Annotated in this window: 24 protein-coding genes and 1 pseudogene; 16 read left to right on the top strand and 9 right to left on the bottom strand. The window is 64.9% G+C overall.

Going from position 1 to position 19727, the window contains the following annotated elements; translation table 11 throughout:
* The first annotated feature begins 55 nt into the window (after nt 1-55).
* Nucleotides 56-1921: a carbon starvation CstA family protein gene (locus VI340_RS14390; protein ID WP_008307285.1), complete on the top strand. Its 1866-nt coding sequence runs from the start codon at nt 56-58 to the stop codon at nt 1919-1921.
* 55 nt (nt 1922-1976) lie between these two features.
* On the opposite strand, the gene VI340_RS14385 is transcribed toward VI340_RS14390, so the two are convergent.
* On the bottom strand, nt 1977-2660 hold the full coding sequence (locus VI340_RS14385) for a hypothetical protein (protein WP_336358605.1): 684 nt from the start codon (nt 2658-2660) through the stop codon (nt 1977-1979).
* Nucleotides 2661-2836: 176 nt separating this feature from the next.
* Between VI340_RS14385 and VI340_RS14380 the strand changes: the two genes are divergently transcribed.
* Complete coding sequence (locus tag VI340_RS14380) at nt 2837-3052, top strand: hypothetical protein (RefSeq protein ID WP_008307288.1); 216 nt, start codon at nt 2837-2839, stop codon at nt 3050-3052.
* Nucleotides 3053-3057: 5 nt separating this feature from the next.
* On the opposite strand, the gene VI340_RS14375 is transcribed toward VI340_RS14380, so the two are convergent.
* Nucleotides 3058-4257, bottom strand: coding sequence for an inorganic phosphate transporter (locus VI340_RS14375; protein ID WP_336329469.1), 1200 nt, complete (start codon nt 4255-4257; stop codon nt 3058-3060).
* A 126-nt stretch (nt 4258-4383) separates the two neighbouring features.
* Here VI340_RS14375 and VI340_RS14370 point away from each other — a divergent pair, with 126 nt between their 5' ends.
* Nucleotides 4384-4665 carry a hypothetical protein gene (locus VI340_RS14370; RefSeq protein ID WP_336358604.1) on the top strand — a complete coding sequence of 94 codons (282 nt, stop codon included), beginning with the start codon at nt 4384-4386 and terminating at the stop codon, nt 4663-4665.
* 137 nt (nt 4666-4802) lie between these two features.
* On the opposite strand, the gene VI340_RS14365 is transcribed toward VI340_RS14370, so the two are convergent.
* The gene (locus VI340_RS14365) at nt 4803-5501 is read right to left on the bottom strand and encodes a DUF5828 family protein (protein WP_008307292.1); all 699 of its coding nucleotides are present in this window, start codon (nt 5499-5501) and stop codon (nt 4803-4805) included.
* A gap of 258 nt (nt 5502-5759) precedes the next feature.
* Between VI340_RS14365 and VI340_RS14360 the strand changes: the two genes are divergently transcribed.
* From VI340_RS14360 to VI340_RS19870, 6 genes and pseudogenes are all read left to right on the top strand, one after another.
* Nucleotides 5760-6452 carry a type 1 glutamine amidotransferase domain-containing protein gene (locus tag VI340_RS14360; RefSeq protein WP_336329467.1) on the top strand — a complete coding sequence of 231 codons (693 nt, stop codon included), beginning with the start codon at nt 5760-5762 and terminating at the stop codon, nt 6450-6452.
* Between the two features lie 155 nt (nt 6453-6607).
* Nucleotides 6608-8443: pseudogene (locus tag VI340_RS14355) on the top strand (TRAP transporter permease); the annotation flags it as partial.
* 40 nt (nt 8444-8483) lie between these two features.
* Nucleotides 8484-9161, top strand: a complete 678-nt coding sequence (upp, locus tag VI340_RS14350) for a uracil phosphoribosyltransferase (protein ID WP_336329463.1) — start codon at nt 8484-8486, stop codon at nt 9159-9161.
* Nucleotides 9162-9425: 264 nt separating this feature from the next.
* Nucleotides 9426-9863, top strand: coding sequence for a DUF2391 domain-containing protein (locus tag VI340_RS14345; RefSeq protein WP_336329462.1), 438 nt, complete (start codon nt 9426-9428; stop codon nt 9861-9863).
* Nucleotides 9864-9909: 46 nt separating this feature from the next.
* The gene (locus tag VI340_RS14340; RefSeq protein ID WP_008307296.1) at nt 9910-10494 is read left to right on the top strand and encodes a DUF7090 family protein; all 585 of its coding nucleotides are present in this window, start codon (nt 9910-9912) and stop codon (nt 10492-10494) included.
* 204 nt (nt 10495-10698) lie between these two features.
* Complete coding sequence (locus tag VI340_RS19870) at nt 10699-10857, top strand: DUF7563 family protein (protein WP_044952319.1); 159 nt, start codon at nt 10699-10701, stop codon at nt 10855-10857.
* Between the two features lie 106 nt (nt 10858-10963).
* On the opposite strand, the gene glmM is transcribed toward VI340_RS19870, so the two are convergent.
* Both glmM and VI340_RS14330 read right to left on the bottom strand, forming a co-directional pair.
* The gene (glmM, locus tag VI340_RS14335) at nt 10964-12280 is read right to left on the bottom strand and encodes a phosphoglucosamine mutase (protein WP_336329461.1); all 1317 of its coding nucleotides are present in this window, start codon (nt 12278-12280) and stop codon (nt 10964-10966) included.
* Between the two features lie 83 nt (nt 12281-12363).
* Nucleotides 12364-12540 carry a hypothetical protein gene (locus VI340_RS14330; protein WP_394324893.1) on the bottom strand — a complete coding sequence of 59 codons (177 nt, stop codon included), beginning with the start codon at nt 12538-12540 and terminating at the stop codon, nt 12364-12366.
* A 58-nt stretch (nt 12541-12598) separates the two neighbouring features.
* On the opposite strand from VI340_RS14330, the gene rpiA reads away from it, so the two are divergent.
* Nucleotides 12599-13285: a ribose-5-phosphate isomerase RpiA gene (rpiA, locus tag VI340_RS14325; RefSeq protein WP_008307299.1), complete on the top strand. Its 687-nt coding sequence runs from the start codon at nt 12599-12601 to the stop codon at nt 13283-13285.
* 48 nt (nt 13286-13333) lie between these two features.
* Here rpiA and VI340_RS14320 read toward each other — a convergent pair whose 3' ends face one another.
* Entirely contained in the window at nt 13334-13501 is a 168-nt protein-coding gene (locus VI340_RS14320; protein WP_004517708.1) for a hypothetical protein, read from the bottom strand.
* Nucleotides 13502-13789: 288 nt separating this feature from the next.
* Between VI340_RS14320 and larB the strand changes: the two genes are divergently transcribed.
* The 4 genes from larB (at nt 13790) to VI340_RS14305 (ending at nt 16651) form a co-directional block, all read left to right on the top strand.
* The gene (gene larB, locus VI340_RS14315) at nt 13790-14554 is read left to right on the top strand and encodes a nickel pincer cofactor biosynthesis protein LarB (RefSeq protein ID WP_008307303.1); all 765 of its coding nucleotides are present in this window, start codon (nt 13790-13792) and stop codon (nt 14552-14554) included.
* Nucleotides 14555-14656: 102 nt separating this feature from the next.
* Nucleotides 14657-14806, top strand: coding sequence for a DUF7563 family protein (locus VI340_RS19865; protein WP_023843454.1), 150 nt, complete (start codon nt 14657-14659; stop codon nt 14804-14806).
* Nucleotides 14807-14833: 27 nt separating this feature from the next.
* Entirely contained in the window at nt 14834-15118 is a 285-nt protein-coding gene (locus VI340_RS14310; protein ID WP_336358603.1) for a GIY-YIG nuclease family protein, read from the top strand.
* A 135-nt stretch (nt 15119-15253) separates the two neighbouring features.
* Nucleotides 15254-16651: a phosphoglucomutase/phosphomannomutase family protein gene (locus tag VI340_RS14305; RefSeq protein WP_336358602.1), complete on the top strand. Its 1398-nt coding sequence runs from the start codon at nt 15254-15256 to the stop codon at nt 16649-16651.
* Nucleotides 16652-16653: 2 nt separating this feature from the next.
* On the opposite strand, the gene VI340_RS14300 is transcribed toward VI340_RS14305, so the two are convergent.
* The 3 genes from VI340_RS14300 to samp2 all read right to left on the bottom strand — a co-directional run bounded on the left by VI340_RS14300 (nt 16654) and on the right by samp2 (nt 17923).
* Nucleotides 16654-17229, bottom strand: coding sequence for an RDD family protein (locus VI340_RS14300; RefSeq protein WP_008307307.1), 576 nt, complete (start codon nt 17227-17229; stop codon nt 16654-16656).
* A gap of 85 nt (nt 17230-17314) precedes the next feature.
* Nucleotides 17315-17695 carry a GNAT family N-acetyltransferase gene (locus VI340_RS14295; RefSeq protein WP_336358601.1) on the bottom strand — a complete coding sequence of 127 codons (381 nt, stop codon included), beginning with the start codon at nt 17693-17695 and terminating at the stop codon, nt 17315-17317.
* 27 nt (nt 17696-17722) lie between these two features.
* On the bottom strand, nt 17723-17923 hold the full coding sequence (gene samp2 / locus VI340_RS14290; RefSeq protein WP_044952087.1) for a ubiquitin-like small modifier protein SAMP2: 201 nt from the start codon (nt 17921-17923) through the stop codon (nt 17723-17725).
* Nucleotides 17924-18001: 78 nt separating this feature from the next.
* On the opposite strand from samp2, the gene VI340_RS14285 reads away from it, so the two are divergent.
* Together VI340_RS14285 and VI340_RS14280 are read left to right on the top strand one after the other, a co-directional pair.
* Nucleotides 18002-18979 carry a replication factor C small subunit gene (locus VI340_RS14285; RefSeq protein WP_008307311.1) on the top strand — a complete coding sequence of 326 codons (978 nt, stop codon included), beginning with the start codon at nt 18002-18004 and terminating at the stop codon, nt 18977-18979.
* Between the two features lie 92 nt (nt 18980-19071).
* Nucleotides 19072-19701 carry an archaellin/type IV pilin N-terminal domain-containing protein gene (locus tag VI340_RS14280; protein ID WP_008307313.1) on the top strand — a complete coding sequence of 210 codons (630 nt, stop codon included), beginning with the start codon at nt 19072-19074 and terminating at the stop codon, nt 19699-19701.
* Nucleotides 19702-19727: the final 26 nt, after the last annotated feature.

The raw sequence follows: 19727 nt of genomic DNA, 5'->3' as shown, positions 1-19727 counted from the left end.
AGAAATATATAATAACTATTAATAGCTTGATGTTGGTTACCATTCATGCACATACATGACACAGGTAATCTGGATCGTCCTGGCAGTACTGGTGACGTTCAGCGTGGGGTACCTGGGGTATTCGAAGTACCTCGCGCGGTTCCTCGAACTCGACAACGCCAACGAGACTCCGGCACACAAGTACGAAGACGGGCAGGAATACGTCCCGTCGAAGAAACCGGTGTTGCTGGGTCACCACTACTCCAGTATCGCGGGTGGGGCACCGATTGTCGGACCGATTACTGCGGGGGCCATCTGGGGGTGGGTTCCCGCACTGCTGTGGATCGCCATCGGCAACCCGCTGATGGGCAGCGTCCACGACTTCGTCTCGCTGTCGGGGTCGCTCCGACACGAAGGGAAGTCCATCGGCTACATCGTCGGTGAGTACGTCGGCGAGGGCGGGAAGAACATGCTGCTGTGGTTCGCGTTCCTGACGATTATCCTCGTCGTCGCAGTGTTCGCGCTGGTGGTCGGGATCGTGTTCAACGCCTATCCCGAGGTGGTGACGGCGTCGCTGGTCTACATCGTCCTCGCGCTGGCGTTCGGCGTGTACCTTTACCAGCTCAACGGCCCGTTCATCCCCGGCACAGTCCTGTTCGTCGCAGGCGTTTTCGCCGGCGTCTACGCCGGGATTCAGTTCCCGATTGCCCTGTTCGAGCCGACGGCCGAACGGACCGCGGAGATATCCGTCATCGTGTTGCTCGGCGGGAGCGGTTCCTGGGTGCCTGGCGCGAGCGCACTGGGCGGCAACACTGCGGCGTGGATACCGGTCATCATGGCCTACGCCGCCGTCGCCAGCGCGCTCCCGGTGTGGGTGTTGCTCCAGCCGCGTGACTACCTCTCCTCGTTCCTGCTGTACACCGGCGTCGGCGGCGCGCTGCTCGCCATTATCGTCGGGACCATCCTCGGCTCGTCGAGCCAGCCGCTGGTCATCGACAGCTCGCTGGGTGCGTTCAACGGCTTCTGGGGCGTCGAGGGTGCGGGCCTGTACCCGCTGTTCCCGCTGCTGTTCATCACCATCGCCTGTGGAACCATCAGCGGCTTCCACTCGCTGGTCTCCTCCGGGACGACGGCGAAGCAACTCGATAAGGAGACCGACGCCCGCCTCATCGGCTACGGCGGGATGCTGGGCGAGGGCCTGCTCGCGGCCGTCGCGCTGTCGACGCTCGCGGTCGCCGGTTTCCCCGACCCCGCAGGCGGTATCGGCGCGGCGCTGCCGAACTTCGCGACCGGTGGTGGCATCATCCTGACGAGCCTCGGCCTCCCACAGTCCTTCGGCGCGCCGTTCATGGCGCTCGTCCTCGTGAGCTTCCTGCTTACGTCTACTGACACGGCTGTCCGGCTCGGCCGCTACATGATGGAAGAGATCGTCGGCCTGCCGGCCGGCCAGACGTCGACTGGCCTCGACGTGGGCGGCGGCATCCGTTCGACGCTGGGCGAACTCGGCCGCGGTCGGTACACGAACCCGATCATCCAGTGTGTCCTCGCGTACGTGATGGTCATCTCCGGCCAGTGGGTCGTCCTGTGGGCGCTGTTCGGCGGTGCGAACCAGCTGCTGGCCGCGCTCGCACTGCTGACCGCGACGGTCTGGCTGGCTAACTGGGACAAGAGCAAACAGCTGTACTCCACGGGCGTACCGATGGCCGTCATGGTGGCGATAACCGTGCTCGGCCTCGGCTGGCTCGCGTTCTACCAGAACATCTACCAGACGATTATCGTGGGCGGTGCGAGCGGTGTGCAACTGTTCGCAACGATTATCCAGACGCTTCTGGCACTGACCCTCATCGGCCTCGCTCTGGCGCTGGTCAAGAAGGGGTACGACAACATCAGCACCGTCCGCGAGAGCTACGGCGGCGGTGCCGTCGAACCGAGCGACGACTGACGCAACCGATCACTTCTCCGTTTTTTCGGCACTGACAGCGACTGCTACCCGAGCGTCATCTCCAGAACCGCTTGGCGAGCCGCGAGAGCACCCCTTCCTCGGGCTGGGTCACGTCTTCCCAGAGGACGAACGCCTCGACCACGTCGGCGGCCTCGCCGGCGACGGCTTCCTGCTCGCCCGGAACGACGACGCCCAGATTGACCTCGTAATGGCCGTAGTAGCCGTACTTCAACAGCGTGCGCTCGCGCTGGCCCTCGACGAACGACCGGACTTCCTCGGGCAGTTCGTCGGCGACGAGGACGAACGTGAAGTCGGTGCGGTAATGCTCTTCGTTGGCGGTCACGCGCTCGTCGGCCAGGTCGTGGCCGAGTTCGACCAGCCGCTTCAGTTCGCCAACCGTCGGCCGGGTGACGCGGCGAGCATAGAGGTACTCCTCTGACTCGTGGTCGCCGTAGGACAGCGCCGGGTGGAAGAACTGCTTCTGATTGAGGATCCGCATCTCGCCGTAGAGGTCCCAGCGCTCGCCACGGAGCCGGTGGTCCCGTTCCAGCGTGTAGTTGTACATCAGGCGGTCGCTCACCCGGTCGAAGTACGGGTCGTCTGTCCAGTGTGGGACTTCCTCGATGATTTCGTCGGGCAGCTCCGATTTCGGGACCGCCCCAGTGACGGGGTCCTCCCAGTCGTCCGCACCGTAGTCCGGAGGTTCCTCGACCGGCCCGGGCTCTGTTTCCTCGCTCATCGTGTCGAGCCGCGTGGGCGTTTAGTTCGCACCGGCCCTATGCCGCGGTAGCTCATACCATGCCGATGCCGTGTCGGCGTCTTAAGCGCGTCGGTCAGCCGACGGTCGTTCACGGGCCGTACACGACCGCCGCGGCAGGTTTTTGACGCTGGCCTCCGAATTAATCACCAACAATCATGGCGAAAGACACCGAAGCCTGCGGCCGCTGCTCGATGACCGTTGTCGTCGACGCCGTCGACGAAACTGCGGACGAACAGCCCCACGACCCCTTCGGCGACGACCGCATCGAGGTCGACCAGCGGGACATCGAGCGTATCTCGCCCGAGGCCTGGATGGGCCGGCTCTCGACCCGCGTCAACGAGGCCGTGAGTCGCTACGTCTGGGGTCGCTAAGCGAGTCAGAGGAGTGCGTCGATAATCCAGAAGAGGCCGTAGCTCAGTCCGAACGCCAGCGCGAGCGACCCGATCCAGGCCAGCACCGTCTTGCCCATCTTCTCTCGACTGACTTCGCCGCCGCCGGCGGCCGCGCCGGAGCCGACGATAGCGGAGACGATGATCTCGTTGAACGACACCGGAATGCCGAAGAAGACGGCTGCCTGCGCGATGATGAAGCTCGGAATCAGCGCGCCGATAGACCGGCGCGGCCCGAGCGAGGAGTAGTCCTGTGCCAGCGCTTTGATCATCCGCGGCGCGCCCGTCCAGGACCCGATGAGGAGGCCGAGCCCGCCGAACAACAGGACTCCGGTGATGGGGATGGCTGCCGTCGGCCCTTCCCCGAGTAGCGGGACCAGCGGCCCCAGCGCCAGACCGACCTGGCTCCCGCCGGCGGAGAAGGCCACGAGCCCGCCCATCACCAGCAGGAAGTGCCGTTGCCCGGCGGCCGCATCCGCTCTGATATCCAGATACAGCAGTCCACCGGCGAGCACCCCGATGAGAAGCGTCACGACGACTATCGACGGGACCATCGGCGTCCCGGCCGCCTGCGCGACGGCGCTGGCCACCGATGCCTGCTCGTTACCCGGTGCCAGCAGCACGAACTCGATGTTCGCCAGAATCACACCGACCAGCCCGCCCAGCAGCGGCACGAGCCGTTCTTCGGTGGTGGCCTCGTGCCGGAGCGACCACGCCGTCCCGAAGGCGATGCCCCCGCCGACGAAGGGGGTCAGGACCCACAGCGAGACGATTTCGATGTATTTGGCCGTCGCCGGCTGGCCGCCCATCGCCAGTCCGACGCCGACCACCGCACCGGTGACGGTGAACGCCGTCGCGATGGGGTAGCCAGTGAAAATCCCGACGGCGACCAGCACCGCCGCGGTGATGAGGGCGACGATGGCGGCGATAGCCGAGAGGCCGCCGCCGCTCGGGAACAGAACGAGTTCGCTCCCGACAGCCTCCGTGACGTTGGCCCCCTGCAGGACCGCGCCAGCCAGCCCGAGGATGCCGACGAAGAACCCGGCCCGCATCACCGAGATCGCGTTCGCACCGACGGCCGGCGCGAACGGAGTGGACCCGGACGACCCGGCACCGATGGCCCAGGCCATGAACAGACTCGCGGCTGACGCGACAACAAGCGTCGCAATCGTACTCGTCGCGACCATCTGTCACGGCGTTTGCTCCGGCCTGCAATGAGCCTACCGTTCGCGCGCCCTTGTGAGGCCGACTGCCGACACTGACGCGGGCGTCACAGGCAAACGTTCAGGTGCCAGTGCGTAGTTCAATCCCGTATGTCCGCCTCCGAAGAGACTGTCCGCGTCTGGCTGGTCGAACGAACGTACTCCGACGACGAACAGAACCTCATCATCCTCACGTACGCGACGCTAGACGGCGAACAGTACTTCCGTAAGGAGCGCGCCCTGACCTCGTTTTCCGACGTGCGAGAGACCACAGCTGCCGTCGACGCGGACCCGGACAACCTCGGGTCTGTCGATGACGGCGACCTCCAGGCGCAGTACGCGACCGAAGCGACGCGGATGGCCGAGAAACACGACCCCGACGACGCTATCTGACTGTCTGCAGAGCCACGCTCGCGTTTCGTTCGTCTTCGCCTCTCGGACGCAAAACCGATGCCGGCGGCAGAGCGCCGCCTTAGTTCGTTTTTGCGTCGGCGATGCTGGAAGCCGATGCCGCTCGCCCGGCGGCGAGCTTAGTTCGTCTTCGCATCGGTCTCTTCCCCCGGCTCTGTCGCATCCACACCCTCCGCCGCTTCGACAGCGTCGGTGACTTTCTCGGTGTCGACGTGCCAGCGGTCGACGGCCTGCTCGAAGTCGGCGAGCTTGTTCGAGACGCGCATCTTCAGGTCGTCGTCGTTGACGTTGACCTCGAAGACGTACTCGGGGCGGTCGCCGTCGCCGACGCGGCGGAGGTTCGCGCTGATGAGGTCGTTGTCGAAGTAGTAGGGCGCGATCTGTGTCATCACGTTGCGGTAGACGGTGTCCTCGACCTTCCGCAGGGCCTTCCGGCTGGCGGAGTCGGCCGCGCGGGCCACGTAGTCGACGGACTCGCTCCAGCGCTCCATCGCCTCGTCGGGCTCGTCGAGGTTCTCGTAGGACTCGCTGAGCTTCTCGCCGGCGGTCTGGAGGTCCTCGTCGGGGCCTTTCCCCGCTTGCTCCCCTTTGCCTTCGGCGACGCTCGCCTGGTCGGCGGTTTTCTCGTTGACGTCCTCGTCCAGTCGCTCGTGGCTTTTCGGTCGCCACTCGTCGAACTCACTGAGGGCGTCGTCGTCGACATCCTCGTTCGAAGCGATGTCTTTCAGCGCCTGCGTGATGCGCTCGCCGTGCTCGACGATGTCGACCCAGCCGCCTTTCGTCTTGAATCCTGAAACGCTCTCTTCGATGTCTGCCATGGTATAATAGATCGGTCTATGACAGCCGCGGGACCTGCTGCAGTGGGCTGTCCATCTGTACACAGCGGATTGCTGCTCAGTAGGGTTAAACGTTTCCGCCATGGCGGTAGACATGATACTTACCCGCCCTACTCCTCCCCAGCCCTCGATACCGGCACGCAGACGACGTGCTGCCACTGCATAGCGACCCGCCCGCTCGGCCCGCTTCGCTCAACACCGAACGGCCGCTTATAAGGATTGCACGCGAACGGTTGTATGATGCCATCCGCACTATTCGTCGTAAGCGAACACGGGTACTGGGGCGAAGAATGTATCGAGCCGCTGACAACACTCTCGGACGCCGGTCTGGATATCACGGTGGCGACACCGACCGGCGAGCCGCCGGTGCTTGACGAACGCTCCGTCGACCCGGAAGAAGTCGGCGAAGACCTCTCGGAGCACGTTCGGGAGGTCCACGAGACCGACGAGCGCCTGAACAACCCGATCCCGCTGGCCCAGGCCGACGCCGAGGACTACGACACCGTCGTGTTCCCCGGTGGCCACGGCGCGGAGTGGGATATCACGCAGGACGTCCACGCCCGCGGACTGCTGCGTGAGAGCGTCGCCGGCGACGACGGCAAGGCGCTCGTCGTCTGTCACACGGTCGGGATTCTGGCGTTCACCAGAAACGCTGACGGCGAGTTCCTCGCCGACGGCCGCTCGGTCACCGGCTTCCCGAACGCCTGGGAGGAAGGCATCGTCGACGAGAACGACCTGCTCCCCGACGGCCGGAAGCTCCCGTACTGGGTCGAAGACGAAGTGAAGGCTGTCGGCGCTGACTGGGACGCCGAACTCGACGCCGACACCAGCGTCACGGTCGACGGCGACCTCATCACGGCTCGTGGCCCGCCGTCGTCGGCTGCGGCCGCCCGGACGCTCCTCGACGAACTCGGTATCGAGACGTCCGCGTAACGGGATCCGGAACGTCAGCTACTGACACACGTCAAAGAATCCGAATTTCTCCGAACAAAGGACATCTCGCCCGGTCGAGTTATCCCGTCCGGTCGTCGTCCCCGAGAATACGTTGTCATACGGTATCGCACGATATAGTCAAATAACGACTGTGTACTAGCACACGAAAGGGCGGCCCGGCGAAGGCATCCATTCTCGCCAGCGGATTTATGGGAACCATCTCCGGGTCTTCCATTGCGAACACGGTGACGACCGGCGCGTTCACGATTCCGCTGATGAAGCGGTCGGGCTACTCGCCGGAGTTCTCCGGGGGCGTGGAGGCCTCTGCCTCCTCGGGCGGCCAGATCCTCCCTCCGGTGATGGGGGCCGCCGCGTTCCTCATCGTCCAGTACACGGCGACGCCGTTCGCCGACGTCATCGTCGTCGCGACGATTCCCGCCATCGTCTTCTTCTTCGGCGTCTGGGTGATGGTCCACTTCGAGGCGGTCAAGGAGGATATCGGCGGCCTCGACTCTTCGGAACTGGTGAACATCCGTAGCCACCTCCGGAGCGGATGGTTCTACCTCGTCCCGCTCGTTCTTTTGCTGTACTACCTCATCATCGAGCGGCTGTCTGTCGCCCGCTCGGCGTGGTTTACGCTCATCGCAATCGGAGCCCTCATCGCACTTGTGGCGGCCTACAGCGACGAGACGCGGGCCCGACTCGGCATTACACTTGTGTCCCTCTTCGGGCTGACGACGCTCACGCAGTACTTCACTGGGCAAGGCATTTTCGGATACCTGTTCAATCGGTTCGTACAGGCCACGACAGCGTTCCCGCCGCTGTTCAACCGCATCGATGGCCTTGTCGCGGCAGACCTGGCAGCGGAAGGGGCGCTTGCACTGCCCGGCCCCCAACCGCTTGGTGCCGCGTTTTCCGCGGCGCTCGGCAATGTCGGCACGCTGATCATCCTCGCCGGCGTTCTCACGCTGATTTCCCGGCCCAGACTCGACTCGCCGCTGCTGTCGTTCGACAATGCCGTCGACGACGCCGCCGAGACGACCGCCGACGCCGTCGGCCGGCCGGACCTCGCCTCCAACGGGCTGTACAAGCTCGGTATCTTCCTCGGGAAATCTATGGAGAGTGGGGCCAGAACCGCCGTTCCAGTCGTTATCGCCGTCGCCGCTGCCGGCATCATCCCGGGTGTCATCAGCGTCTCCGGCCTCGGCCCGAACCTCGTCTCGCTCATCACGGCTGTCGCCGGCGGGTCGCTGGTCTTGCTGTTGCTCGTCACCGCGTTCTCGTCGATTATCCTCGGGATGGGGATGCCGACGACGGTGACCTACATCATCCTCGTCTCTCTGCTCGCGCCGGCGCTGACGGCGTTCGGCGTTCCGCTGCTCGCGGCGCACCTGTTTATCCTCTACTTCGGCGTCATCGCCGACATCACGCCGCCGGTCGCGGTGGCCGCCTACGCCGCCTCGGGCGTCGCGAAGTCAGACGCGTTCCAGACCGGTATCGAGGCGTTCTCGCTGTCGCTCAACAAGGCTATCGTCCCGTTCGCGTTCATCGTCACGCCGGGCATCATCCTGCTGCGGCGCAACCCTGACGCTGCAAGCCTCGACGTCGGAGACAAATACCGGGTCGTCGGGACCGCGGACCTCCTCGATGTCGGCTACTCCATCCCCGAGATACTGATTCCCGTCGTCGGTGTGTTCCTCGGCGTCATCGCGCTCGCGGCCACAGTCATCGGGTTCGCGTACGCGCCGGTCTCCCGGGGCGAGCGGGCGGCGTTCGCGTTCAGTTCGCTCCTGTTGATGGCTCCTGCGCTCGCTGTGTCCGGGGTGTACGACCTCCTCGGTCTCGTCGGCATCGCCGGCGGCGAGATGACGGTCCTGCTCGACGTTGTACTCCGCGGCGTCGGCCTCGCCCTGTTCCTCTTCCTCATGGCGAAGAACCGCCAGCGCGGCGGTGACCCTGCGGGACGGTCCGGCACGGCTGAGCCGGCGTGAGTGAGAACCGTTTAACCCATCGGGGGTCAACGGGCACGATATGCCAATCGAACAGCGCGGCGACGCCTCCGTCGTCACGCACGCGCTGGCGCGAGATGAACTGACGCGGATACGAAACGTCGAGACCGAACAGGTCGCGTTCCGGAAGGGACTGGTCCGTCTCGGCCGCATCTGTGGCTACGAGATCATCGACGGTCGGATGGAGACCGAGTACACGGAGGTCCAGACGCCGCTGACTACGATGATGGGCGAGCGCGTCAAGGGACTCGACGACGTGGTCATCGTCAACGTCCTCCGTGCGGCGACGCCGTTCGTCGAGGGACTGCTCAAGGCGTTCCCCCGCGCCAGGCAGGGCGTCATCTCTGCCAGCCGCGACGAGGAAGCCGGGATGAACGACGACGGGGAGTTCCCTATCTCAGTCGAATACGTCAAACTGCCCGAAATCACCGAGGACGACACCGTCATCATCGCGGACCCGATGCTCGCGACCGGGTCGACGATGGCCACGGTACTGGACTACATCACCTCGGAGAAGACCGAACCGGAGAACCTGCTCGTTCTGGCGGCGGTTTCCGCGCCGGAGGGCATCGTCCGCGTCTCGGAGTCCCAGTCGGACGCAGACATCATTAGCGTCGCTATCGACGACGAACTCGACGAGGACGGGTTCATCGTTCCGGGACTCGGCGACGCCGGTGACCGGGCCTTCCGGACGACGTAAGCGGTCGCGGTCCGCTCGACCTCTCAACTGCGGGACGAAACGTTTTTATTTGTGGCCCGAATCAGCCGATGATGTCGCGATTTTCCGTCAGCTCCCAGCCGCTGTACCCCCTCGCTTCACATGGAAACCGATAGACGGCAGCGTAATTTCGGTCCAGTTGAAACGAGAATGACGGCCGTGAACCGCCCCGCGGCGACCGGGCGTGGCTCCTGTCGGACAGTGGTGGACCGGGAGGCTTTCGTACTGACGGCACGGCAACCCCGTATGGCTCGACGCCGATATCGCGTCGCGGACACTGCCCAGCAGCTCGTCGGGGGGTTCCTGCTCGCGGGGCCGTTCGTCGTGACCGAAGAGGTATGGGTGCTGGCCGAGAATATGTCCTGGTATCACGCGGTAGTCGTCGTCGGTATCGTGTTCGCTATCGGCTACGGGGCGCTGTACAAGGCTGACGCCGGCCGGGACATCGACACAGAGGCTGAGGTGGCAGGTATTCCAGTCCGCTTCGTCTCGCTGATGATTGTGGCGTTCGGCTCAGTCGCTATCCTCGCGACAGCATTGACCGCCCCGGACACGTTTCTCGTCGACGGTGGGATTCTGGCGGACCCGACGCCGATGGCCGTCACCCTGACGACCCTGAAGGCGATCATCGTCGGTGCGATTTTCAGCGTCGTCGGGGCTGCGACGGCGGACAGCGTGTTCTGACCGCGACCCGCACACTTAATTGGGTGCCACTCTCCTTGATGTGCATATGGAGTATACGCTGGCTATCGACAACGCACCGGAGACCGTTCCGGGTGGCACAGGGGTACTGCTCCTGCATCCGAGTACCGGCGAGACGGATCGACTCGACACGGATTTCCTCGCGACCGACACGGATTCGATGCTCGTCATCTCGACCCGGACCACCGCCCGGGAGGTCAAGCAGAAACTGGAGTACTACGAGGTCGACGAGTCGAAGGCGACCATCCTCGACACGCTGTCGGTCGAACGCGGCTACACCCGTCGCCGCTCCGAGGGCGTTCGGTACGTTTCTGCACCGGATGACCTGTCCGGCATCGTCTCGGAGACCGAGACGTTCCTGCAGGAACACGACGGGAAACTCCGCGTAACGTTCGACTCCCTGACGGAACTCATTTACTACGCCGACGAGGACGGCGCGCTCTCGGCCGTCGAAGACATCCTCGACCTGCTTGCGGAGTACGACGCTGTCGGGATGTTCCACCTCGCCGACGAGGTCCACGACGAGGAGACGGTCGCGGCGTTCCGGGAACTCTTCGACGGTGTCATCGAACTGTCCGAGGACGGAACCATCACCAGTTCCTTCGAGGAGTAACTGGACACGCGTTCCTGAATCCGCCGCTCCTTCGATGAAATTGTGGCAGCCGGCCGACACTACTTCGCCCATCGAGTACCTCGATGCCGTTCCCCTCTCTCGAACGAAACGGTGTTTTCACCCGGCAGCGACGCCAACACCCCGTATGCCAACTCTTACCAGACCAACAACAATTAAGAGGGTATGACCCACATACAGGGTTGTATGCCGGAATGCCAGAACTGCGGTAATTTTGTAACGGCTGACTATGCGCGTGTGTTCACGCCGAACGGGGTCGAAAAGCCCAGGGTCTGTCCGCAGTGCGAGGACAAGATTCGCGACGGGGCAGACGTCCGTGAGGCCCGGTCCACACGTCGCGGATAGAACCGGTCAGGAACTGCCGCCCTGTGACCTGACGGTTGCGGGGACGTTTTCCTCGCCGGCTGCACTCGCTACCAACCGCTGTGTTACTGCACAGGCGTTTCAGCGGCTATGCTAATGCATCTGTCAGGCGTGTCCGTGCTTCCTCGAACACCGCGTCAGCGCGGTCCGCGTCACGGGCTTCGGCGGTGATCCGAACGAGCGGCTGGGTCCCACTGGCCCGCAGGAGGAACCACGCATCGCCGAGGTCGACCCGGACCCCGTCGAGCGTCGTCACGTCGTCGTAGGCGGCGGTCACTGTCTCCCGAACCCGGTCCATCACGGTTTCCTTCTGGTCGGTTTCGACGCTGTCCCGGCGGATGGGGTACTCCGGCACGTCGTCGGCGCGGTCACCCAGCGGGCGCTCGCCGTCCAGTGCCGCGGCGGTACAGGCCGCCAGCGGCCCGTCTGGACACAGCGTTCGCTCGGGCCAGATCCACGCGCCGCTCGGCTCGCCGCCGAAGGCGACCCCGTCCTCGCTCGCGGCCTCGGCGACGTACACGTCCCCGACCGGAGTGTACTCGACGGCCACGTCGATGTCGCTGAGGTGGTCCTCGACGGCGAGGCTCGTATCGACCGGGACGGCGACCCGATCGCCCGGTGACGCCGCAGTACGGGCGAACACGGCCAGCAACACGTCGCCCGAGAGGAAGGTCCCGTCGGCCGAAACCGCCCGCATCCGGTCGGCGTCGCCGTCGTGTGCGATGCCGAGGTCGGCGTCGGATTCGGCCACCAGCGTCGCCAGGGACTCGCAGTTCTCGGCTTTCGGTTCCGAGGGGCGACCGGGAAACGCGCCGTCGGGCTGGCCGTTGAGCGTCTCGACGGAACAGCCCAGTTCGGTGAGTGCGTCGACGCTGACCCGGCCCGCGCCGTTGCCGAGGTCGACGACGACGTGGCTGTCGAGGTCCGTCTCGCCGACTTCCGCGACCAGCGCCTCGACGTGGCGCTGGCCGGCGTCCCAGGACTCGCTGTCGCCGCTCTCGTCCCACGCCGCTGGCTGGAACGCATCCTCGTCCAGTCGCTGTTCAATCGTCTCCCGCAGGTCCGCGTCGAAGGCTTGCCCGCTGGGCTGCCAGAGCTTGATACCGTTGTCCTGGGGCGGGTTGTGGCTCGCCGTCACTGCGACGCCGGCGTCGGCGTCCTGCCACGCCACCGCCCGGCCGATAGTCGGCGTCGCCGCGCCGCCGAGGTCGACCACGTCGACGCCGCTCTCACGGAGTCCTGCCACCAGCGCCGCTTGCAAGTACTCGCCGCTCGCTCGCGGGTCCCGACCCACGACAACCCGCTCGCAGTCGATGCCAAGCGCCCGCCCCACCGAGAGCGCCACCTCGGTCGTGACTGTCTCGCCGACGGGACCCCGAATCCCGCTCGTTCCGAACTGTGTCATTACTGCTCTCTGGGGCGGGCCGCCCCTAAAATCCATCCGGCATCAGACAGGTACTGCGGGCCGGTAGTGCCGACGCCGCTCCGCTACTGCGTCGGCGACCACTCACAGGCGGTCCCGGTCGTCAGCCCCGCTTCGTCGATGTGAGCCGAGAGGCAGCCGTAGTTGCAGAACTGCGCTGTCGGCTTCCCGTCGGGCGTCTCGCTAACGTAGACGGGGTCGTGGTCCTCGACCGGGGAGCCACAGTACGTGCAGTCGGTCATACGTACGCTTGCGGCCGGGAGAACAAACGTTTTGTCCGCGTCTGTCGACCCACCGCACATGAAACAGGGCGGCTCTGATGCGGCGAAACAGGCGGCGGGGGAATCGGCGGCCGAGACCGTTGAGGACGGCATGGTCGTCGGCCTCGGCACGGGGTCGACGGCGGCCCACGCTATCCGCGCTATCGGGCGAGCGGTCGACGCAGGACTCGATGTCGTCGGCGTCCCAACGTCATTTCAGTCCCGCCAGCTGGCCCGGGACTGCGGGATTCCGCTCGCGGACCTCGACGACGTGTCGGTCGACCTCGCCATCGACGGGGCCGACGAGGTGGCCGACGGCAATCTCATCAAAGGCGGCGGCGCGGCTCACGCCCGGGAGAAGGTCGTCGACGCGAGCGCCGACCGCTTCCTCGTCGTCGCCGACCCGACGAAGGAGGCTGAGCGGCTCTCGGTGCCGGTGCCGGTCGAGGTACTTCCGATGGCCCGCTCGACGGTCGCCACGGCGGTTGCGGACTTGGACGGTGACCCGACGCTCCGGTGTGCAGAACGCAAGGACGGCCCCGTCGTCACCGACAACGGGAACCTCGTGCTCGACTGTGATTTCGGCCCTATCGACGACCCCGCCGCGCTCGCCAGCGACCTCGCCGCACTCCCCGGTGTCGTCGAGCACGGGCTGTTCGTCGATGTGGCCGACGAAATCCACGTCGGCACTACTGACGGCGTCACCGTCCGAGCGCTATCGAAGTAGCTGTCGCTGGTCGGCTTGCGTCGAAAAAATACACTGCTTGAAACGACCTTACAGGTCGCGCGGCTGGACCGTCTTCCGGTCGTTCTCGTCGGCTCGGCGGGCTGCGTCCTGGAGCAGCTCTTCGACTTCCTCGTCGAGTGCGTCGTAGAAGTCGGACGCTACGTTCATGTCGTTGAGCTCTTCCTTAACGGCGGCTTTGACGATTAGGTCTGCCATACAGACGAGGTATCGACGGGGGTTACTTATATACTTTCTCCAATTAGTTCGCTCTCGACCCTATTACCGGCAGTTTGAGGCATTATACGACACATAACCCCTTATAAATCCGCATTTGTGTCCTCTGTAATCCATCAGAATCCGTGCTTTCGGCTGTGCTAGACGGCTATTGTTGCGTTACTCCGGCCGAGCGTCGCTCACGCGCGCTCGCACAGGTCGGCCCTGAAACGGGCGATACGTTCGCCTCGGACCGACGGATAGGAGTGGCCGTATCACTGAATGGGTCCTATGCGCGACATACTCGATTCGGTTGCGGCGGGTGACCTCTCCCCGGTAGAGGCCGAGGCGGCGCTTGCGGGCTACGCGACCAGCGGGGCCGGTCGGTTCGACGCCGCTCGGGAGGACCGTGCCGGCGTTCCCGAGGCTGTCCTTGCAGATGGGAAGACGCCGGCGGAAGTGGCGGATTTGGCGGCGACAGCTATCGAAACGACGGACCGGGCTATCGTGACGCGGCTGGATACGTCCACTGCGACGGCCGTTCGGGAACAGTTGGACGAGACCGCTCCGGACGCGACGGTCCGGTGGGACGACCGCTCGAACTGGCTGGTGGCGACGACGCCCGCGTTCGAACGGCCGTCGCTGGACGCGTCAGTCGGTATTGTCACCGCGGGGACCTCCGACGCCGTTCCGGCCGGTGAGGCCGCACTCATCGCCGAGGAGATGGGTGCGACCGTGACCCGTATCGACGACGTTGGCGTTGCGAGCCTCGCCCGGACGATAGATGCGGTCGATGGCTTCCGGGACCAGGACGTCCTCATCGTCGCGGCGGGCCGCGAGGGCGCGCTCCCGACGGTCGTCGCTGGTCTCGTGGATGTCCCGGTCATCGGCCTGCCCGTCTCGACCGGCTACGGCCACGGTGGCGAGGGTGAGGCGGCCCTCTCGGGGCTGCTCCAGTCCTGCACTGCCCTCTCCGTCGTGAACATCGACGCCGGCTTCACCGCCGGGACACAGGCCGGCCTAATCGCCAGACAGCTCGACGATGCGCGCACATAGACTCCCCCACAAACCGCAGGCATACCCAAGTATTTGGGTAAAGAGCTATGAGAACAACGCGCGTACGCGTATACGTCGGCGGTGGTGTCGCCGACGAACACGATGCCTGAATGTGATCATTGCGGCGCGCACGTCTCAGACCAGTTCGCCCGAGTGTTCGCGGATGAACGCGGACATATCCGGGCGTGTCCCAACTGCTCGGCGAACGCTGGCATTGCCGAGGTATCGAGAGAGCGCGCCCAAAAAGTGTGAGGCCCGCTGGGCCACCAGCATCGTGCGATGACTACCGCGCGGAGCCCTTACCACGTGTACGTCCTCCGCTGTAGCGACAACACGTTTTACACCGGTTACACGACCGATGTGGAGCGCCGCGTCCGCGAACACGACGCCGGCGACGGCGCGAAGTACACGCGCGGCCGAACCCCGGTCGAACTGATCCACGTCGAGTCGTTCGACTCACAGTCCGAAGCGATGAGCCGTGAGTACGAGATCAAGCAGTACTCCAGAGCACAGAAGGAACGGCTCGTCGAATCCAGCGACGCCGAAGCTGACTTCGATACCTGAGCCGCCGAAACGATTGAAGAATTAGCAGCGATACCGCCTCAGATGCCGAGGCTCACCTCTTCCCGTCGGTAGCCGTGAAGTGACAGTTTTGCGATGGGGCGTGATTTTTTGTCGAGGGGCTGAGAACCGCGAGATATGGACAACGACGCGGATGTCGACGCAGGTTCGATCGCCTTCGGGACGGACGGCTGGCGGGCGACGCTGGACGTGTTCACGAAGCCGCGGATCCGGATGGTGGGACAGGCCGTCGCCACCACCCTGCAGGAACGCGGGGCAAGCGGGACCGTCGCCATCGGGTACGACGCCCGCGAAACCTCGCCCGGGTTCGCTGACGAACTCGCACACGTCCTGCGCGCGAACGGCTTCGACGTGCTCTTGCCGGACCGGGACACACCGACGCCGATTGTCGCCTGGACGGTGAAAGACCGCGACCTCGCAGGGGCGCTCCAGATTACGGCCAGCCACAATCCCCCGGAGTACAACGGCGTGAAGTTCATTCCTGGCGACGGGTCGCCGGCGCTGCCGGACTGGACGGCCGCCTTCGAGGAGAACCTCGCCGTGCTCGACCCGCTGCCCGAGGACGAGTGGGGCGAGCGAACGGAGGAGGACCTGATCGGGCCGTTCCACGACCACGCGCTGGACTTCGTCGACACCGACCTCGATGGCCTGTCAGTCGCCTACGACGCGCTGTACGGGAGCGGCCGCGGCGTCACGGACGCACTGCTCGAAGCGGCCGGAGCCGAGGTGACACGCCTCAACTGCGTACAGGACCCCGACTTTGGCGGCGGGTCGCCCGAACCGTCGGCGGAGAACGCCGAGGGGCTCGTCAGCGAAGTCAGCGACGGCGACGCCACGCTGGGAATCATCAACGACGGCGACGCCGACCGCATCGGCGTCGTCACACCCGAGCGGGGCTATCTGGACCCGAACCTGTTTTTCGCCGCGATGTACGACTTCCTGCTCGAAACTGGCTCGGGCGACGTGGTTCGGACGGTCTCGACCTCTAGCATCGTCGACCGCGTCGCCGAGGCCCACGGCCAGAACGTCCACGAGGTCGCCGTCGGCTTCAAGTGGGTCGCCGAGGCGATGGCCGAGCACGACGCGCTGTTCGGCGGCGAGGAGTCCGGCGGCTTCGGCCTGCCGGACCACCTGCGGAACAAGGACGGCGTGCTGGTGGCGCTGGTCGCCGCCGCCGCCGAACGCGAGGAACCGCTTGACGCTCGTGTCGACCGATTGCTGGACGAACACGGCGAAATCCACCAGGACCGTATCAGCGTCGACTGTCCGGACGACCGCAAGGAGTCCGTCCTCGCCGACCTCGAAACCGCACTTCCAGACACGCTGGCGGGAGTCGCTGTCGACGGCATTAACACCGTCGACGGGTTCAAAATCCGGCTCGAAGACGGGACGTGGGTGCTGGTCCGCCCGTCCGGGACGGAGCCGAAACTCCGTGTGTACGCCGAGGCGTCGAGTGCGGAGCGCGTCGAGGACCTGTTAGAGGCGGGTCGGGACCTGGTCGAGCCGCTGGTCTGACCTCACTTGGTTGTGCTGACGACGTACGTGCCGGCCACGCGGTCACCGAGGCGCTGTGCGTCGTCGCTCACGAACATGACGGCCGCTTCGACGAGGAGCCAACCGGCCATGAGAACGAGCGCGAAGACGAACCCGAATCCGCCGAGAATACCACCGAGCAGGAGCATGATTGGGAACGGGGCGAGCAGTACCGCCGTTCGGAGCAGGCGGTCACGCTGGCTCGGCGGCGACCCGGTCTCGTCGACGACCGCGACGTTCTGGGACCGCTTCCCGACTGTCTCGTTGGTCTCGGCGTAGTAGCCGAAGTAGTAGACGAGTACCGCGCCGATGGCGAGCCAGAGGGCGAAGTTGACGACGATACCCAGAAGCCCCGCAGCCATCACCGATCCACCGCCCATCGCGCCCGGACTCTCGGGTGAGGCGGCGGCCATCGCGCCGACCGAGAGAACCGTGTTGAGAACGAATGTGACGAGCCACAGCCCGAACGCGACGGCGCTCAGGATGGCGAAATCGATGAGGTATGCGACGACGCGGTCGCCCCGCGCTTCGACCGCGTTTTCAGAGACAGTTGCTGACATCGTTTTAAAACCATTCTCGAAACTATTTAAAAAATGTTACGACGCTGTGTTAACGAGTGTATGTCTCTCTGCCCAATCGTGACGGCTACTCACGCACCCCTCTGTAGCGGTCGGGTTCCTCAAGCGGCTCGATGGCGAACCCCAGCGCCTCGTAGAACGGTCGAACGTCAGCGTCGAACTCGGCGGTGACACAATCTCGCCGGTCGAGCGCGGCCTCGACGAGCGCCGTCCCGATACCCTGCCCGCGACGACGCCGACGGACAGCGACGGCCTCGATGTGAGTGTCGTCGAGTACGAGTGCGCCGAGGACGCGCCCGTCCGTCTCGTCGTCACCGGACACTGCGACGAGTGTGCCGCCGTCTTCAGCACCCGCTCGCACGGTTTCAACGGCTATTGAGAGGACCGCCCCGTCGAGGACATTCATGACCGCCGGTATCTCGTCGGCGTTCGCTGTGCGGACGTGCATATCTGTTAGCGGGCGCTGCTTGGCGGTTCAGCCGCCTTTGATGAGCCTGACGACCCGAACGTGGTCGTGCTCGACGGGCTGATCCGTCGGAACGTGCTCGCCGTCGACGAGGACTGACACCTCGTGGGGGCTCAGGTCGACCGGCGAAAGCAGGTCGGCGTAGGTCGCATCCGCGTCCACCTCCAGTTCGTGGGTGTCCTCGCCGGCGATTTCGACGGTGACGTACATACACCGACTACTCCGCCGACGTACCTGAGACTGTCGAATCACGCGGGGTTTAAGACCGGCCCACGCTTCCCATCGTCCATGAGTGAGGCCGAGTCCGAGTCGCGGGCGGGACGCGAGGAGGTCTGGATCGAGAAGTACCGCCCGCAGACGCTCGACGACGTGATGGGCCACGAGAACATCGTCGGGCGACTCAAGAGCTACGTCTCGCGCAACGACCTGAGCCACATGCTGTTTTCCGGCCCCGCGGGGACGGGGAAGACGACGTGTGCAACCGCTATCGCCCGCGAACTGTACGGCGAGGACTGGCGCGAGCACTTCCTCGAACTGAACGCCTCCGACGAGCGCGGTATCGACGTAGTCCGGGACCGCATCAAGAACTTCGCCCGGACGAGTTTCGGCGGCGTCGAATACCGTATCATCTTCCTCGACGAGGCCGACGCGCTGACTAGCGACGCCCAGTCGGCGCTGCGCCGGACGATGGAGCAGTTCTCGAACAACGTCCGCTTTATCCTCTCGTGTAACTACTCCAGCCAGATCATCGATCCGATTCAGTCCCGCTGTGCGGTCTTCCGGTTTTCCCCGCTGGCCGACGACGCCGTTGCCGAGGAAATCCGAAACATCGCCGCCGAAGAGGGCATCGAACTGACCGAGGACGGACTGGACGCGCTCGTCTACGCCGCCGACGGGGATATGCGGAAAGCCATCAACGGCCTCCAGGCGGCCTCCGTCAGCGGTGACACAGTCGACGAGTCGGCGGTGTACGCGATCACCTCGACGGCCCGCCCGGAAGAGATCCGGACGATGGTCCAGTCGGCGCTGGACGGCGACTTCACGGCCTCCCGTGCGACCCTCGATAGACTGCTGACCGAAGAGGGTATCGCCGGCGGCGATATAATCGACCAACTGCATCGCTCCATCTGGGAGTTCGATATCGAGGACGAAGCAGCTGTCCGAGTGCTCGAACGCATCGGCGAAACCGATTATCGGATCACCCGCGGTGCGAACGAGCGCGTGCAACTCGAAGCGATGCTGGCCTCGCTCGCCCAGGGCGAGTAAGGCTGTACTACCGCTACGATCCGATTTTTCACACCTGATAACTGGCGGGTGAGCTTTATGATGAAAGGAAAGTAAGAATATCAACAACTGAAATGCAACGTTTACGACCATCTACGGAGGGGACGGGTGAGGACCGCGGTCAGGTCGGGATCGGGACGCTCATCGTGTTTATCGCGATGGTGCTGGTCGCGGCAATCGCGGCGGGCGTGCTCATCAACACTGCGGGCTTCCTGCAGAGTTCCGCCCAGGCGACGGGCCAGCAGTCCAGCGATTCGACGACCAACCGCATTCAGGTTGTGGGGATTACCGGGGACCACTTCACCGACAACAGCGAGATCGGCGTGGTTGACATCGTCGTCAGGCGGGCACCGGGTGCAGGCAACGTCGACCTAGACAAGACGACCGTCCAGTGGATCGGCCCGAGCGGGTCGTACTACCAGCTCGCGGCTGGCGGCGCAGACGGCAACCCCGATGGGCGGTTCGCTATCTCTACCGTGCAGGACAACGACGGCTCCCAGCCGGTGCTGAACGACGTTGAAGACCGGTTCAGAATCACGCTCGACCTGGGGACGGATAATTCCGTTGGCGCTGAGCCATTCGGTGAGGAACTGCCCGAAGGAGAGACTGCGACGCTGCGCATTACCTCGCCAGCCGGCGGGATGACGACCGAGGAAGTCGTCGCACCGAAGACGCTCTCCGGGGAATCCTCTGTCACGCTCTGACGGCCAGGGATACCGCCAGCCCCTTC

The organism is Haloarcula sp. CGMCC 1.6347 (assembly GCF_037078395.1).
Taxonomy (GTDB): Archaea; Halobacteriota; Halobacteria; order Halobacteriales; family Haloarculaceae; genus Haloarcula; species Haloarcula amylolytica.
The sequence above is the reverse complement of the archived record's forward strand: the minus strand, read 5'-3'. Positions and strand labels throughout refer to the sequence as shown.